The sequence below is a fragment of the Bradyrhizobium sp. SZCCHNRI3043 genome (assembly GCF_032377735.1).
Lineage (GTDB): Bacteria > Pseudomonadota > Alphaproteobacteria > Rhizobiales > Xanthobacteraceae > Bradyrhizobium.
This window is the reverse complement of the sequence record NZ_JAUHID010000014.1, coordinates 1-15,495: the sequence shown is the minus strand read 5'-3', so window position 1 is coordinate 15,495 and position 15,495 is coordinate 1. Positions and strand designations below refer to the sequence as shown.

The following is a 15,495-nucleotide window of genomic DNA, read 5'->3' as shown; positions in this document are numbered from 1 at the left end:
AAGTAACCCACAGGCCCGCGACAGCGTTGCGGGCTGCAAGCGATTCGTTTTGGCGAATCGAGCGCGCGGCATTAAAGGTAGGGTCCCATGGCGCGGTACATCTTCATCACCGGCGGCGTGGTTTCCTCGCTCGGAAAGGGTCTGGCTTCAGCCGCGTTAGGCGCGCTGCTGCAGGCCCGCGGCTACAAGGTCCGGCTTCGCAAGCTCGACCCCTATCTCAACCTCGATCCCGGCACGATGTCGCCGTATCAGCACGGCGAAGTGTTCGTGACCGATGACGGTGCCGAGACCGATCTCGATCTCGGTCATTACGAACGCTTTACCGGCCGGCCGGCGACCAAGGCCGACAACATCACCACGGGCCGGATCTATCAGGACATCCTGACCAAGGAGCGGCGCGGCGACTATCTCGGCGCGACCATCCAGGTCGTCCCGCACGTGACGAATGCGATCAAGGATTTCGTCCTGTCCGGGAATGACGAGTACGATTTCGTGCTGGTCGAGATCGGCGGCACCGTCGGCGACATCGAGGGCCTGCCGTTCTTCGAGGCGATCCGGCAGCTCGGCAACGAGCTGCCGCGCCATCACGCGATCTATATCCATCTCACGCTGCTGCCTTACATTCCGAGCGCCGGCGAGTTGAAGACCAAGCCGACGCAGCATTCGGTCAAGGAGCTGCGCTCGATCGGCATCCAGCCGGACATCCTGCTGTGCCGCACCGACCGCCCGATCCCGAAGGAGGAACGGCGCAAGCTCGGCCTGTTCTGCAACGTGCGTGAAAGCGCCGTGATCGAGGCGCGCGACGTCGACAACATCTATGCCGTGCCGGAGGCCTATCATGCCGCCGGGCTCGACGACGAGGTGCTGGCCGCGTTCGGCATCGAGCCGCGGATGCCGCCGGCGCTCACGAGCTGGCATACGATCAACGAGCGCGTCCGCAATCCGGAAGGCGACGTGACGATCGCGATCGTCGGCAAGTACACGGGCATGAAGGACGCCTACAAGTCGCTGATCGAGGCGCTGTCGCATGGCGGCATCGCCAACAAGGTGCGCGTCAAGCTCGACTGGATCGAGAGCGAGGTGTTCGAGAACGAGGACCCCGCGCCGTTCCTCGAGCACGTCAACGGCATCCTGGTGCCCGGCGGCTTCGGCCAGCGCGGCGCCGAGGGCAAGATCCGCGCGGCGCGGTTCGCGCGGGAGCGCGACGTGCCGTATTTCGGCATCTGCTTCGGCATGCAGATGGCGGTGATCGAGGCGGCGCGCAATCTCGTCGGCATCACCGAGGCCAACTCGACCGAGTTCGGTCCGACGCCGGAGCCGCTCGTCGGCCTGATGACGGAATGGCTGCGCGGCAACGAGCTGGAGAAGCGCTCCAAGAGCGGCGATCTCGGCGGCACGATGCGGCTCGGCGCCTATCCTGCGGCGCTCAAGCGCGGCAGCCGCGTCTCCGAGGTCTATGGCGGTGCCACCGAGATCTCCGAGCGCCATCGCCACCGCTACGAGGTCAACACCGCCTACAAGGACCGGCTCGAGCAGCACGGTCTGAAGTTCTCCGGCCTGTCGCCGGACGGCGTGCTGCCGGAGATCGTGGAATATGAGGACCATCCCTGGTTCATCGGCGTCCAGTTCCACCCCGAGCTGAAATCGCGGCCATTCGAGCCGCATCCGCTGTTTGCGTCCTTCATCCAGGCGGCGATGGTGCAGAGCCGGCTTGTGTAGCAGGCCTTTGTCGCCAAGTGCCGTCATTGCGAGCGGAGCGAAGCAATCCAGAGTCGCGGGCGGGACTCTGGATTGCTTCGTCGCTGACGCTCCTCGCAATGACGGTCGAGGCGTGCAACGCGGCCTTTGACGGCCGCGGCGATTGTTGCGACAACCCTCTCTGAATTTCGATAACGTTCTCAGGGAGGATATCCAATGATCTACGAGAGCCGCATCTATCGCTGCATTCCAGGCCGGCTGCCGGCGCTGCTGAAGCGCTTCGAGGCCACGACGCTGAAGCTGTGGGAGAAGCACGGCATCCGGCCGGTCGGCTTCTTCACGACCCTGATCGGCGAATCCAACCAGGACCTGACCTATTTCCTGGCCTGGGCATCGCTCGCCGATCGCGAGACCAAGTGGACCAAGTTCATGACCGATCCCGACTGGATCGCGGCGCGCGCCAAGAGCGAGGAGGACGGCCAGATCGTCGCCAACATCACCAGCCAGTTCCTGGTGCCGACGGCGTTCTCGGCGTTGAAATAGGGCCCTTGCACGGGAGCCGGGATGCGCGGATGGCCTCATCCCCGCAACCCTGCTATTCGCGGGCACGCGCCGGGTTGATCCGGCAGCCAGCGCTGGGCCATGGTCGCGCGCCCACAAGAGGATGATGTCGTGAACGCTTCGATCTCTGCCGCTCCGGTCGTCAGCCTCGGCTCCGTCAAGTTTGGCAATCAGCTGCCGCTCGCGGTGATCGCCGGTCCGTGCCAGCTCGAGAGCCGGGCGCACGCGCTCGAGGTCGCCTCGGCGCTGAAGGAGATCGCGACGCGGCTGAACATCGGCCTCGTCTACAAGACCTCGTTCGACAAGGCCAACCGCACCTCGGCTTCCGCCGCGCGCGGGCTCGGCCTGGCGCAGTCGCTGCCGATCTTCGCCGAGATCCGCTCTTCGCTCGGCCTGCCGGTGCTGACCGACGTGCACGACGCCGGCCAGTGTGCCGAGGTGGCGCAGGCCGTCGACGTGCTGCAGATTCCGGCGTTCCTGTGCCGGCAGACCGATCTGCTGCTCGCGGCCGCCGCGACCGGCCGCGTCGTGAACGTCAAGAAGGGCCAGTTCCTGGCGCCCTGGGACATGGCCAATGTCGTCGCCAAGATCACGGGCTCCGGCAATCGCAACGTGCTGGTCACCGAGCGCGGAGTCTCGTTCGGCTACAACACGCTGGTCTCGGACATGCGCGCGCTGCCGATCATGGCGCGCACGACCGGCGCGCCTGTCATCTTCGATGCTACGCATTCGGTGCAGCAGCCGGGCGGGAAGGGCACCTCGTCGGGCGGCGAGCGCGAATTCGTGCCGGTGCTGGCGCGGGCGGCGGTGGCGGTCGGCGTGGCCGGCGTCTTCATCGAGACGCATCCGGATCCCGATCATGCGCCCTCCGACGGGCCGAACATGGTCCCGCTCGCGCAGTTCGAGGGTCTGCTGCGAACGCTGATGGCGTTCGACCAGCTCGCAAAGGGGCAGGCGACGACCGGCCTCGCGCGCTGATGCACCAGCCCGTGGCCCGGCCCTCCGAGCAGCGCTTTCCTCCCGCCGTCAACATCATCGCGCTGGCGGGCTTCTCGGCGGCGCTGTCGACGCGGGCGCTCGACCCGGTGCTGCCGCATGTCGCCGAGGATTTCGCAATCAGCATCACCACCGCGGCCGGAATCGCCGCGGGCTATGCCTTGATCTACGCCCTGATCCAGCCGGCGATCGGCGCGGCCGCCGACCTGTTCGGCAAGGCGCGGCTGATGACGCTGTGTCTGGCGCTGCTCGGCGTCGCCAGCATCCTCGGTGCGCTCGCCACCTCGTTTCCGCTGCTGTTCGCCTCGCGCATTCTTGCCGGCATCGCCTCCGGCGGCGTGTTTCCGGTGGCGCTCGGGCTGACCAGCGATCTCGTCGCGCCCGACAAGCGGCAGGTTGCGATCGGCCGCACGCTCGCGGGTTCGATGGCCGGCAACCTGCTCGGCGCCACGGCATCGGGCATCATCGGCGATTTCATCGGCTGGCGCGGCGTGCTCGCAATCCTCGGCGCGCTCGGGCTGATCGCCTCCTTCGCGGTGGCGGCAGGCTTTCGCGGTGCCAAGGTCACGCATGCGCCGACCACCGATCTCGCCGCGCTGAGGAAGGGCTACCGCACCATCTTCACCAACCCCAATTCGCGCTTCTGCTTCTCGGCGGTGTTCGTCGAAGGCTGCTGCGTGTTCGGGCTGTTTCCGTTCATCGCCTCGTTCCTGTTCGATCTCGGCGAGACCTCGCTGTCGATTGCGGGCATCGTCATCGCAGGCTTCGCGGTCGGCGGCCTGTTCTACACGTTTACAGTGTCGAACTTCCTGCCGCGGCTCGGCGTCAAGGGCATGATGATCGTCGGCGCGAGCCTGGTCGCCCTGCAACTCGCCGCGCTCGCCTTCGGCCCGGGCTGGAAGCTGCAATTCGGCTGCATGCTGCTGATGGGCTGGGGCTTCTACATGATCCACGGCTGCCTGCAGGTGTTCGCCAGCGAGCTGTCGATCGGGGCGCGGGCGACCGCGATGTCGCTGCACTCGTTCTTCTTCTTCATGGGACAGACGGTGGGGCCGATCGCCTATGGCTTCGGCCTGGTCCATGGCGGCAAGCAGCCGACGCTGCTGATCGCCGTGGCGCTGATGGTCGCCCTCGGCTTCGCCTGCGCCACGCTGTTGCGGCAGCGGCCACCGGCGGATGCGGCAAAGCCCTGATGGCCATATCCGGCGCGAGCGCAGGGCTATTGCATTCGAAGACATGGGGACATCGCTGCAGGAATGCCTGCTGATTTGTTGCTCCGTCATGCCCGGGCTTGTCCCGGGCATCCACGTCCTTCTCAGCGTGCTGAACGACGTGGATGGCCGGGACAAGCCCGGCCATGACGACGTGGAGACACCCGAGCGCAAAATGCCTATCGTCAAATGCGATAGCCCTGGGCAAGAGCGGGGAAGCCCTTTCTTACTCTCGATGCTGAACCTGCGCGGCTGAGACATGTAGGTTTGGCACGTTTTCGTGGGACGCACCGCAGCTGCCTCGCGGCGCAGTTGCGTCCGAGCTTTGCCATTTGAACATGCCCTCTTCGAGGAGAGGGCACGGGGAATGCCGGGAGCTGGCCGCCCCCATGGCCCGCCTGCGGAAAAGAATGCAGGCGGCAGGAACCACAGGTTCAGCCGAGTCATCCCGGCATTCCCCGCGCGATGGTTGGGCGGCTTATACGTACTCTCCCCGGGGACCGGGCTGTCTTGCCCCCGTGACCGACGGATCATCACCGCCAGCGTGACCTCAGCGTCGGGAGGCCAGGACCATACGACTTCGCCGGCGCATCAGCATCGTTCGTCCGCATGAGTGATCACGCTGCGACCCGACACGCCCACCGCATCCCGCCTCAACGTCCGTGACGACCGCGAAGCGCCCCTCTGATCGAGACGGGACGGCGACAGTCAACCATGAATTCCGATAAAGCGAAAGTGGATTTTTTTCGCGGAAGGACTGGACAGGGGTGATCAGCTTGAACACGCTAACGAAATCAGCTTCTGCGCGCGTGCGTTAAACAGTCGAACAAGACGGGGAAAGCCAACCGTTTGGAGGACGTGCGCCCGACGGGCGACTCTGCAGTCTGTCAGTGTCGTGTTCGTTGCGGTTATTTTGCCCCGTGCTGTCATCGTCCGCGAAGGCGGACGATCCAGTACGCCATGACGTTTTGGCTCTCCATCATCTGCCGCGGCGTACTGGATGCTCCGCCTTCGCGGAGCATGACAACGCTGGAGAGGGTGAGAGCTCAACCCACGATCGCTTGCTCCGCTACTTCGTGAAAGTGACAATCAGGATGATGAAGCTGATCGCCAACCAAGCCGCCAAGAGGCTCCTGTCATTCTCGGCAGGAAAGAAGGGGCGCTTTTCTGGTTCTGCTCTACGAGAGAATGATGCCCGAGCTGCGTTCCTTTTGCCTCACCGAGAGCAGAGACTTTTCTATTTTTCGCCAAGCGGTTCAGACCAAAGTGGCGGCAGCCTCTTTATAGAGGAAGTCGCGCAGCCAAGCGTGGCCTCCGTCGCCGTGATTGCGCGAAAATCCTCGACAATTGATTAGATTGGAATCCGCCGCCGCCAGGTCTCATATCTTCCAGATCTTTTCGTATCCAACCTTAGCAAGATGCATTCCTCGCTTAGCAATCATGTCAGCATCCCAATCGCTGGCCCCTTGCAGAACTTCATCGAGATAAACGTTATTCGCACTTGTATAGAACCGCTTTTTTTCCTTGAAGCTCTTATCGTCCAACTTCCCGTTCAACTTCTCCACCATAAAGGTCAAATTGCCTATCGCTCCGACGTCCTTATGGTCGCCCGACTCGTCTCCTTTTGATTGAGGGAGTATGTGCTCGATAGTCATCAGCGAAGCATCGAGCTCGTCTGGCATTCCGTAATGACGTGCGATCTTTGAAAGTACATATCGCACCAAATTTCTTTCGCGAGTGTAGTTAGAACGAAACGTTATTCGCGAGAATGGAACAGCGAACTGATCTTCGTCGGGAACGCGTTCTACGAACTTTTCGCGCATCTCTGATACCACACTTGCAAATGCCTGCGCGGTATCGCTTTGCATCGTCCGCTGCGCCAATTTCGCATACATATTCGACACCCCACCGCCGCCGCGCGATTGCGTCAAGGCATTAAACTGGAAAGTAAATTTCTCTATGAGCAGGAAGGCACCCTTTGTGGATTTGAGGGAAATGATGTTCCCTTCATATCGATTCATGATGGCAAGCATCAGGGGGGCCGCCTGGGCCACGCCGAAGATGCGTATCGCATTCATCGACGCTTGGAGCGGTTTTTCTTCTTTGCTGAACTTTGCTTCCATGGGTGCCATACATCTTACGTAAGTCGATGCTGACTCATGGATGTGTTCGAGCGATCGCCGAGCGTTCGCCTTCTTCACGTGCTTCTTGTATTCGATGAAGAGGTTTGCCTTCGACACTGAAAATTGAGTCGAGAGCCAATAGTGTAAAAGAAAGGAATCCGGATCAATTGAGACCGTGACGCTGTTGAGCTTCTCCATCGTTTCCGCCCATAAAGTTTTGGCGGTGTCGAACCCCTTCGTTCGCGCCGGTAGAAGTCGCATGAAATGGTTTTTCAGCAGGTCTGACGCTCGGAGATCTTTGCCTCTCGTGTTCAACGTCTCGAAAATGAGATATGCGTCATCTTCATTGTCGAGCTCGATTGAAATGAAGTGCATCTGCAAGAGACAGTCTCGCAAATGCTTCAAATACTCGACTACCTTCGGCTTTCTGTCAGCCAAATCTTCGGCCAAATGTTTGTCGAGAACTGAGCTCAGATAACGATACGCGGCGGAGAGATTCTCTTGTTGCGTCCCCTCTGGCTTGACCTTTCGATCGACAGGACGTGTTTGTATTGCCTGCTGCATAAACCGGTCGGCAGGATCATGCTCCAATACAAAGCGGCTCTTATTGTCGAGATCGCGGGTCTCAATCAAATCGTGGATAGCCGCAGCAGGTCCGTTTTCACCGTATTTCTCTAGCGCGTCCCTAATGATCGAGAGCATGATGGTCACGGTCGTAATCCGCTGTTGCCCATCAACAAGGGATAGGAGATTTTTCTCTTTTTGATCGCCAAAGACAACGAGCGAACCCATGAAATACTCCGGTTCGCTTCGATCCTTAAGGTCCATCCAAAACTCTGTGAGGTTGTCGCGATCCCAATCGTAAGGGCGCTGAAAGCGAGGAATGCGCAGAAAATTGCCCCGCAAGACGTCAGCAAGTGTTTTTGAGACCGGCGTAACCTTCATTCGAGCCCCCATCTTAGACAAATCCTATCATAGGTTGTTTGCTCTCTCGGCTCAATTATCCGATGTGCGCACATAGGTCCCGCTACTGGCCGAGCTTCCATAAGCTATGACAGTCACGGTTACCCGGTCGATGAATGATGCGGGATGGCACTAGGTCTCTCGCCAGCGAGCGAGACGAGGTTTTCCTGAAATCGACGGTCGGTGGTGGGGCGAACTCTCACCGTCCGCAATGCTGTCATGCTCCGCGAAGGCAGAGCAGCCAGCGTTCCGCGGCAGTAGATGTCGAACCCGAACGTCACGGCATACTGGATCGTCCGCCTTCGCGGACGATGACAGCGGTGGCCTACCGGTTCACGTCAACAAGGACCAAGACTTTGTCGGAGCTTTCGCCCCGTTGTTATCCCCGCCCGCGATACGGCGCCACGCCCTGGTCGGGCACCCACAGCCCCTTCGGGAGCTTGCCGGTCTGCCAGAACACGTCGATCGGGATGCCGCCGCGGGGGTACCAGTAGCCGCCGATGCGCAGCCATTTCGGCTTGATCTCGGCGGCCAGGCGCTTGCCGATGGCGACCGTGCAGTCCTCGTGGAAGGCGCCGTGGTTGCGGAAGCTCGCGAGGTAGAGCTTGAGCGACTTGGATTCGACCAGCCACGGGCCGGGGGCATAGTCGATCACGAGATGGGCGAAGTCGGGTTGGCCCGTCACCGGGCATAGCGACGTGAATTCCGGCACCGTGAAGCGGGCCAGATAATCGGTGTCCTTCTGCGGGTTGGGAACGCGGTCGAGCGTCGCTGCATCCGGGCTGTCCGGCGCCGCCACCTCTCGGCCCAGCTGAAGGCCGGCCGATGTCGGGGATGTGTTGGGTCTTTTCGCCATGTGTCGTGTCACCTGCCGCAGTGGCGCCCGTTTAGCCAATCGGGGCGCCCCCGTCACCCGCTTCGTGATTTGGTCGTGACTTGATTTCAACGCCACTTGGCCTTTTCGCGCTCGCGGGCTTGCGGTAGAAGCAGCGCAACAACGCCCACCCAGAAACGCCCGCGAGAGGACCCCCATGACCGCCATCGTCGACATCATCGGCCGCGAAATCCTGGACAGCCGCGGCAACCCCACGGTCGAGGTCGACGTCGTGCTGGAGGACGGCTCGGTCGGCCGCGCCGCCGTGCCGTCGGGCGCCTCCACGGGCGCCCATGAGGCGGTCGAGCTGCGCGACGGCGACAAGCGGCGCTATCTCGGCAAGGGCGTGCTGAAGGCCGTCGAGGCCATCAACGACGAGGTCTACGAGGCCTTGAGCGACATGTCGGTGCAGGACCAGGTCCAGATCGACCAGATCCTGATCGAGCTCGACGGCACCGAGAACAAGAGCCGGATCGGCGCCAATGCCATTCTCGGCGTCTCGCTCGCCTGCGCCAAGGCGGCGGCGATCTCCTACGACATGCCGCTGTATCGCTATGTCGGCGGCACCTCGGCCCGCACTTTGCCGGTGCCGATGATGAACATCGTCAATGGCGGCGTCCACGCCGACAACCCGATCGATTTCCAGGAATTCATGATCATGCCGGTGGGTGCGCCGAGCTTCGCGGAGGCGCTGCGCTGCGGCTCGGAGATCTTCCACACGCTGAAGGCGGAGCTGAAGAAGGCCGGTCACAACACCAATGTCGGCGACGAGGGCGGCTTCGCGCCGAACCTGCCGTCGGCGGACGCCGCGCTCGACTTCGTCATGAGCGCGATCGGCAAGGCCGGCTACACCGCCGGCGAGGACGTGATGCTGGCGCTCGACTGCGCCGCGACCGAGTTCTTCAAGGACGGCAAGTACGTCTACGAGGGCGAGAACAAGTCGCGCTCGCGCTCCGAGCAGGCCAAGTATCTTGCAGACCTGGTCGCCCGCTATCCGATCGCCTCGATCGAGGACGGCATGTCCGAGGACGACATGGACGGCTGGAAGGAGCTGACCGACCTGATCGGCCACAAGTGTCAGCTCGTCGGCGACGACCTGTTCGTCACCAACGTCAACCGCCTTGCCGACGGCATCCGCAACGGCCGCGCCAATTCGATCCTGATCAAGGTCAACCAGATCGGCACGCTCACCGAGACGCTGGCCGCGGTCGAGATGGCCTACAAGGCCGGCTACACCGCCGTGATGTCGCACCGCTCGGGCGAGACCGAGGATTCCACGATTGCCGATCTCGCGGTCGCCACCAATTGCGGGCAGATCAAGACCGGCTCGCTGGCGCGAGCCGACCGCACCGCCAAGTACAACCAGCTGCTGCGCATCGAGCAGGAGCTGGATGCGCAGGCCAAATATGCGGGCAGGGCGGCGCTGAAGGCCTTGGCCTGAGCCTGCGCTGAAGAAGAACCAACAGGGGAGGCGCGCATGGGTGTCGAGGCAGGCCTGCAACTGCGGACGCTGATCAAGCGCAGCGGCGAGCTCGAGCTCTCGCTGGTCGACGTGCCGACCCCCGAGCCGGGGCCGGACGAGGTCGTGGTGCGCATCGAGGCGGCGCCGATCAACCCGTCCGATCTGGGCCTCCTCGTCGGCGCGGCCGATCTGTCGACCCTGCAGGCGTCCGGCACGAAGGACCGCCCCGTGATCACCGCCAAGGTGCCGGAGGCGGGGATGCGGGCGATGGCCGGCCGGCTCGACGAGTCCTTGGCCGTCGGCAATGAGGGCGCTGGCGTCGTGGTCAAGACCGGCTCGTCGGACGCCGCCAAGGCGCTGATGGGCCGCACCGTCGCCGCCATCGGCGGCGCGATGTACAGCCAGTATCGCTGCCTGAAGGTCTCCGAATGCCTGCCGCTGCCGGCCGGCACCACGCCGGCCGAGGGCGCCTCCTGCTTCGTCAATCCGCTGACCTCGCTCGGCATGACCGAGACGATGCGGCGCGAGGGCCATACCGCGCTGGTGCACACCGCGGCGGCCTCCAATCTCGGGCAGATGCTCAACAAGATCTGCCTCAAGGACGGCATTGCGCTCGTCAATATCGTACGCAGTGCAGCACAGGCCGAGCTGCTGCGCGGCATCGGCGCAAAATATATCGTGGATTCGACGGCGCCGACCTTCATGGATGACCTGATCGCGGCGCTGGTCGAGACCGGCGCCACCATCGCCTTCGATGCGATCGGCGGCGGCAAGCTCGCCGGCCAGATCCTCAATGCGATGGAGGCCGCGATCAACAAGTCCGGCAAGCATCCCTACAGCCGCTATGGCTCGAACGTGCACAAGCAGGTCTACATCTACGGCAGCCTGGACACGCGCCCGACCGAGATCACGCGCGGCTTCGGCATGACCTGGAGCGTCGGCGGCTGGCTGCTGTTTCCGTTCCTGATGAAGATCGGCAAGGCGGATACCGAGCGGTTGCGGCAGCGCGTCGTCGACGAGCTGAAGACGACCTTCGCGAGCCACTACACCAAGGTCGTATCACTCCCCGAAGCGCTCGATCCGGCCAATCTCGCCGTGTACGCCAAACGGGCCACCGGCGAAAAATTCCTCATCGACCCCAGCAAAGAGAAGTGACCTAACGTCGCTCCCCGGACGTTGCTGACGGGCTTGCGTTTGGCCCGCACGCGGAGACAATCCGCCCCGTTTGTCTGGGGGCGGTGTCAGCCGCATGAAGCACTGAGGAGAGATTTGTCATGACCCTATTGGATCGCCGTCTGGATCGCCGTCGATTTCTGGCCGGTGCGGCCCTCGCCGGAGCTGCGACCGCTCTGCCGCCGCTGGCCGCGCCGGCACGCGCGGCGGTTGCGCCCGCCGGCGCCCAGGCGCCCGGCTTCTACCGCTACAAGGTCGGCGACTACGAATGCACCTCCGTCAATGACGGCGCGCGCACCTTTCCGATGCCCGACAAGTTCGTCGTCAACACGGCGAAGGACGACGCGCTCGCCGCTGCCGAAAGCGCCTACATGCCGAAGGGTATGATCACGATCCCCTTCAATCCGCAGTTGATCAACACCGGCTCCAAGCTGGTCCTGATCGACACCGGCAACGGCGCTGGCGCCTTCGAGGCCAGCAAGGGCGCGGTCGGACGCTCTCTGATGAACCTCGCCGCGGCCGGCGTCGATCCGAAGTCCATCGACGTCGTCGTGCTCTCCCACATGCACGGCGACCACATCAACGGCCTCAAGCTCGCCGACGGCTCGCTGGCGTTTCCGAACGCCGAGCTGAAGGTGCCGGCCAAGGAGTGGGCGTTCTGGAATAGCGACGAGAATGCCGCCAAGGCGCAGACCGACTTGATGAAGGGCAACTTCGCCAACTTCAAGAAGGTGTTCGGCGGGCTCGAGAGCAAGGTCACTCAGTACGAGTGGGACAAGGAGGTCGCGCCCGGCATCACCGCGCTCGGCACGCCCGGTCACACGCCGGGCCACACCTCGTTCGCGGTCGCGTCGGGCAATGCCAGGGTCCTGATCCAGGCCGACGTCACCAACGTTCCCGAGCTGTTCCTGCGCAACCCCGACTGGCACGTGATGTTCGACACCGATGCCGAGATGGCGCAGGCCACGCGGCACAGGTTCTACGACATGGCCGCCGCCGAGAAGGCCCGAGTGATCGGCTTCCACTTCTCGTTCCCCTCGGTGGGCTATGTCGAGAAGGACGGCGCCAAGTACCGGCTGATTCCGGCGCCGTGGAATCCGGTGATCTGAGCGGGGACCGCGAATTCGTCGCCGTCATTGCGAGCCAACGGGTCCGCGCGAACGCGCTGCCCGATGACAGGCTCCGCGAAGCAATCCAGGGCTCGGTTGGGACTCTGGATTGCTTCGTCGCTTCGCTCCTCGCAATGACGGAGGAGAGAGAAGGGGGGCCGCCTTCGGGCGGCCTGCTCGTTTTTGCATATGCGAAATGTCGGGCTTTCCGCGGCTCGCGCGAGCGCCTATGTCGAACCTCCCGGGATGTCCGCAGGGCCTTGCATGTCGACCGATCTCTCAACCTCCAGCGCCGATCTTTCCAACTGGCGCTCCGCGCCGTTCAGCCGCTGGGCCTTCCACAACATCCGGTCGATCCTGCCGGTCGCCGACATCGAGAGCGCGCCCGGCAGCGCGTGGCCGCTGCCGGCAAGTCCGATCTCCTTCGATCAGTTCAGCCTGCGGCTGCCGAAGGGCGGCACGCTCGACCTCGACGGCTTCCTGAAAGCGACGGCGACGGACGGGCTCCTGATCCTCCACGACGGCCGCATCGTGTTCGAGCACTATGACGGCGGCACCGACCGCGACACGCCGCACATCCTGATGTCCGCGACCAAATCGATCACCGGGCTGATGGCCGGCATCCTGGCCGGCCGCGGCGAGCTCGACGTCGACGCCGAGGTCACGCGCTATGTGCCGGAAGTGGCAGCCACGGCCTATCGCGGCGCCACGATCCGCCAGCTCCTCGACATGCGGGCCGGCATCATCTTCGACGCCGCCGGCCTGCAGGCCTATGCCGACGCCGCGGGCTGGGAGCCGGTCGCACCTCGCACGACGCCGAACCTGCATGAATTCTATGAGACGATGCGCGCGCAGGCGATTCCGCATGGCGGCACCTTCAGCTACGTCTCCGCCAACACCGATCTGCTCGGCTGGGCGATCGAGCGGGCCACCGGCCGCAGCTTCGCGAGCCTAGTCAGCACCCTGTTGTGGAAGCCGATGGGCGCCAGCGGCGAGGCCTTCATCACGCTCGACCGCAAGGGCGCGCCGCGCTGCACCGGCGGGTTCTGCGCCACCTTGCGCGACGTCGCCCGGCTCGGCCAGCTCGTGCTGTCAGGCGGCCGGCGCGGCTCGCACACCATCATCCCGCCGTCCTGGCTCGACGACATCAGGCACAATGGCGACGCCCAGGCGTGGCGCGACGGGCAGTGGCGCGACAGCTTTGCCGCCATCAGCCGCAACATGCATTATCGCAGCGGCTGGTACGTCATCAACGATCAGCCGCAGCTCATGTTCGCGATGGGCATTCACGGCCAGAACCTGTTCGTCGATACGTCCAACGGCATCGTGATCGCCAAGGTCTCGTCATGGGCGCAGCCGGTCGATGGCCAGGCGATCTGGCTGACGCATCAGGCGGTGGCGGAATTCACCCGTCACCTCAACGAGACGGGTTGAGCCCGAGGGAAGCGGCAGGCGGGCGGGGTCATCGAGCGCCTCTTGCGATGAAGCGCAGTGTTTCGCGGGATCCGGTTTCATGCACTTGCATGTTCCTGCCGGAGCGCTTTAAGTGCCCCTCACATGCCGCTCCTCAAAGGATCTCCCCATGCCTGCACCCTATTCGATCGTCGCCCTCGTCGGCAGTCTCCGCAAGGAGAGCTTCACGCTCAAGATCGCCAATGCCCTGGTCAAGCTGGCGCCGGTCAGCCTGAAGATCGACGTCACCACGCTCAACGGCCTGTCGTTCTTCAACCAGGATCTCGAAGCCAATCCGCCGGCCGACTGGCTCGCCCTGCGCGACAAGCTGAAGGCCTCGAACGGCGTGCTCATCTTGACGCCCGAATACAACCGCTCGATTCCCGGCGTGCTGAAGAATGCGATCGACATCGCCTCGCGCCCCTATGGGCAGAGCTCGTTCCTGGGCAAGCCGGTCGGCCTCATCGCCAACTCGCCGGGTGCGCTCGGCGGCGTCGCGGCGGCCAAGCACCTGCAGAACATCATGCCGGGCATCTCGGGTCCGGTCATGGGGCAGCCGGAAATCTACCTGAATGGGGTCGGCGACGCCTTCGACGCCCAGGGCGAGTTGGTCAAGGACTCGCTCAAGACGGTGCTGCAGCAATATCTGGAGGCGTTCGCCGCCTTCGTGGCCAAGCAGAACGGCTGACCAGGGTCGTCGCCGTGCCTCCGCCCGTGCGGCGGTCGCCAACTGCATGACGGGTATGATCCGGGCAGGGCGTTGACGCGCCTTGCCCGATCCGTTTCAAGGCAATGCCGGACCTGCGCAAGGATGCGCATTGCCAAGGAAGCACGATGGCCCATTCGTTCACACCCGCGTCGTCGTCGAGGCCCGGCCCGAACCAGCCGGATCTCGACTCGGAGGCCGTCCGGCAGGCGCGGATCGACCTTGCGGCCTGTTTCCGGATGGCGGCGCGGCACGGGCTCGAGGAGGGCATCTGCAACCACTTCTCGGCGCTGGTGCCCGGCTATGACGACCTCTTCATCGTCAATCCCTACGGCTATGCCTTTCGTGAGCTGACGGCCTCGAAGCTGTTGGTTTGCGATTTCGACGGCAACGTCATTGCCGGCGACGGCCGCCCGGAGGCGACCGCGTTCTACATCCACGCCCGCATCCACAAGGCGCTGCCGCGCGCCAAGGTCGCGTTCCATACGCATATGCCGTATGCCACCGCGCTCTCGATGACCGAAGGCGATCCGCTGATCTTCGCCGGGCAGACGGCGCTGAAATTCTATGGACGAACCGCCGTCGACGCGAACTACAACGGGCTGGCGCTCGACGCGCGCGAGGGGGACCGCATCGCCGGGGCTGTCGGTGATGCCGACATCGTCTTCATGAAGCATCACGGCGTCATGGTCCTGGCGCCGACCATCGCCGAAGCCTGGGACGATCTCTATTATCTCGAGCGCGCCTGCCAGGTTCAGTGCCTGGCGCTGTCGACCGGGCGCAAGGTGGTGCCGGTGGCGCCCGACATCGCCGAGGCCGCCTATCGCCAGATGCGGGAGGGGGATGCGGAATCGGCGCGGCTGCATCTCGAAGCGATCAAGCGGACGCTCGACGCCGAGGAGCCCGCCTATCGGGCTTGAGCGCGTAGCGGCACGGCGGGCTCAGGGTTAGCGTTTCCTTAACCGGGGCGCCGCATTCTCGGGCCATGGTCTCCCGCGCGCGCCTCAAATCCTTCCTGACCGGGCTAGCCCTCTACACGATGGCGGCGGCCATCATCGGCTATTTCGGCATCAACGCCTATACCGGGCGGTACGGCCTGACCGCGCGCCAGGAGCTCGACCAGGAGATCATTGCGCTCACCTCCGAACTCGCCCGGTTGAAGCAGGA

At 63.8% G+C, this 15,495-nt stretch carries 13 protein-coding genes and 1 pseudogene; 12 read left to right on the top strand and 2 right to left on the bottom strand.

Going from position 1 to position 15,495, the window contains the following annotated elements:
* Window positions 1–87 precede the first annotated feature (87 nt).
* The 5 genes from QX124_RS23455 (at window position 88) to QX124_RS23435 (ending at window position 5,821) form a co-directional block, all read left to right on the top strand.
* Window positions 88–1,719 carry a CTP synthase gene (locus QX124_RS23455; protein ID WP_315798412.1) on the top strand — a complete coding sequence of 544 codons (1,632 nt, stop codon included), beginning with the start codon at window positions 88–90 and terminating at the stop codon, window positions 1,717–1,719.
* A gap of 195 nt (window positions 1,720–1,914) precedes the next feature.
* Complete coding sequence (locus QX124_RS23450; RefSeq protein WP_315798411.1) at window positions 1,915–2,241, top strand: NIPSNAP family protein; 327 nt, start codon at window positions 1,915–1,917, stop codon at window positions 2,239–2,241.
* A 129-nt stretch (window positions 2,242–2,370) separates the two neighbouring features.
* Complete coding sequence (kdsA, locus tag QX124_RS23445; RefSeq protein ID WP_315798410.1) at window positions 2,371–3,237, top strand: 3-deoxy-8-phosphooctulonate synthase; 867 nt, start codon at window positions 2,371–2,373, stop codon at window positions 3,235–3,237.
* Window positions 3,237–4,448, top strand: coding sequence for an MFS transporter (locus tag QX124_RS23440; RefSeq protein ID WP_315798409.1), 1,212 nt, complete (start codon window positions 3,237–3,239; stop codon window positions 4,446–4,448). The genes kdsA and QX124_RS23440 overlap by 1 nt, the downstream gene beginning before the upstream one ends.
* 1,112 nt (window positions 4,449–5,560) lie before the next feature.
* On the top strand, window positions 5,561–5,821 hold the full coding sequence (locus tag QX124_RS23435; protein WP_315798408.1) for a hypothetical protein: 261 nt from the start codon (window positions 5,561–5,563) through the stop codon (window positions 5,819–5,821).
* Between the two features lie 24 nt (window positions 5,822–5,845).
* On the opposite strand, the gene QX124_RS23430 is transcribed toward QX124_RS23435, so the two are convergent.
* Window positions 5,846–7,534, bottom strand: a complete 1,689-nt coding sequence (locus QX124_RS23430) for a DUF262 domain-containing protein (RefSeq protein ID WP_315798407.1) — start codon at window positions 7,532–7,534, stop codon at window positions 5,846–5,848.
* A 397-nt stretch (window positions 7,535–7,931) separates the two neighbouring features.
* A complete protein-coding gene (gene queF / locus QX124_RS23425) occupies window positions 7,932–8,408 on the bottom strand; it encodes a preQ(1) synthase (protein WP_315711649.1) in 477 nt (158 codons plus the stop codon).
* Between the two features lie 175 nt (window positions 8,409–8,583).
* Between queF and eno the strand changes: the two genes are divergently transcribed.
* The 7 genes and pseudogenes from eno to QX124_RS23390 all read left to right on the top strand — a co-directional run.
* Window positions 8,584–9,867: a phosphopyruvate hydratase gene (gene eno, locus QX124_RS23420; protein WP_315798406.1), complete on the top strand. Its 1,284-nt coding sequence runs from the start codon at window positions 8,584–8,586 to the stop codon at window positions 9,865–9,867.
* A gap of 36 nt (window positions 9,868–9,903) precedes the next feature.
* Window positions 9,904–11,043, top strand: coding sequence for a zinc-binding dehydrogenase (locus QX124_RS23415; protein ID WP_315798405.1), 1,140 nt, complete (start codon window positions 9,904–9,906; stop codon window positions 11,041–11,043).
* Between the two features lie 119 nt (window positions 11,044–11,162).
* Window positions 11,163–12,170, top strand: a complete 1,008-nt coding sequence (locus QX124_RS23410; RefSeq protein WP_315798404.1) for an MBL fold metallo-hydrolase — start codon at window positions 11,163–11,165, stop codon at window positions 12,168–12,170.
* A 264-nt stretch (window positions 12,171–12,434) separates the two neighbouring features.
* Window positions 12,435–13,604, top strand: coding sequence for a serine hydrolase (locus QX124_RS23405; RefSeq protein ID WP_315798403.1), 1,170 nt, complete (start codon window positions 12,435–12,437; stop codon window positions 13,602–13,604).
* Window positions 13,605–13,752: 148 nt separating this feature from the next.
* The gene (locus QX124_RS23400) at window positions 13,753–14,310 is read left to right on the top strand and encodes an NADPH-dependent FMN reductase (RefSeq protein ID WP_315798402.1); all 558 of its coding nucleotides are present in this window, start codon (window positions 13,753–13,755) and stop codon (window positions 14,308–14,310) included.
* A gap of 146 nt (window positions 14,311–14,456) precedes the next feature.
* Window positions 14,457–15,248 (top strand): aldolase, encoded by a 792-nt coding sequence (locus tag QX124_RS23395; RefSeq protein WP_315798401.1) that lies wholly within the window; start codon window positions 14,457–14,459, stop codon window positions 15,246–15,248.
* 65 nt (window positions 15,249–15,313) lie between these two features.
* A pseudogene (locus QX124_RS23390) lies at window positions 15,314–15,495 on the top strand (septum formation initiator family protein); the annotation flags it as partial.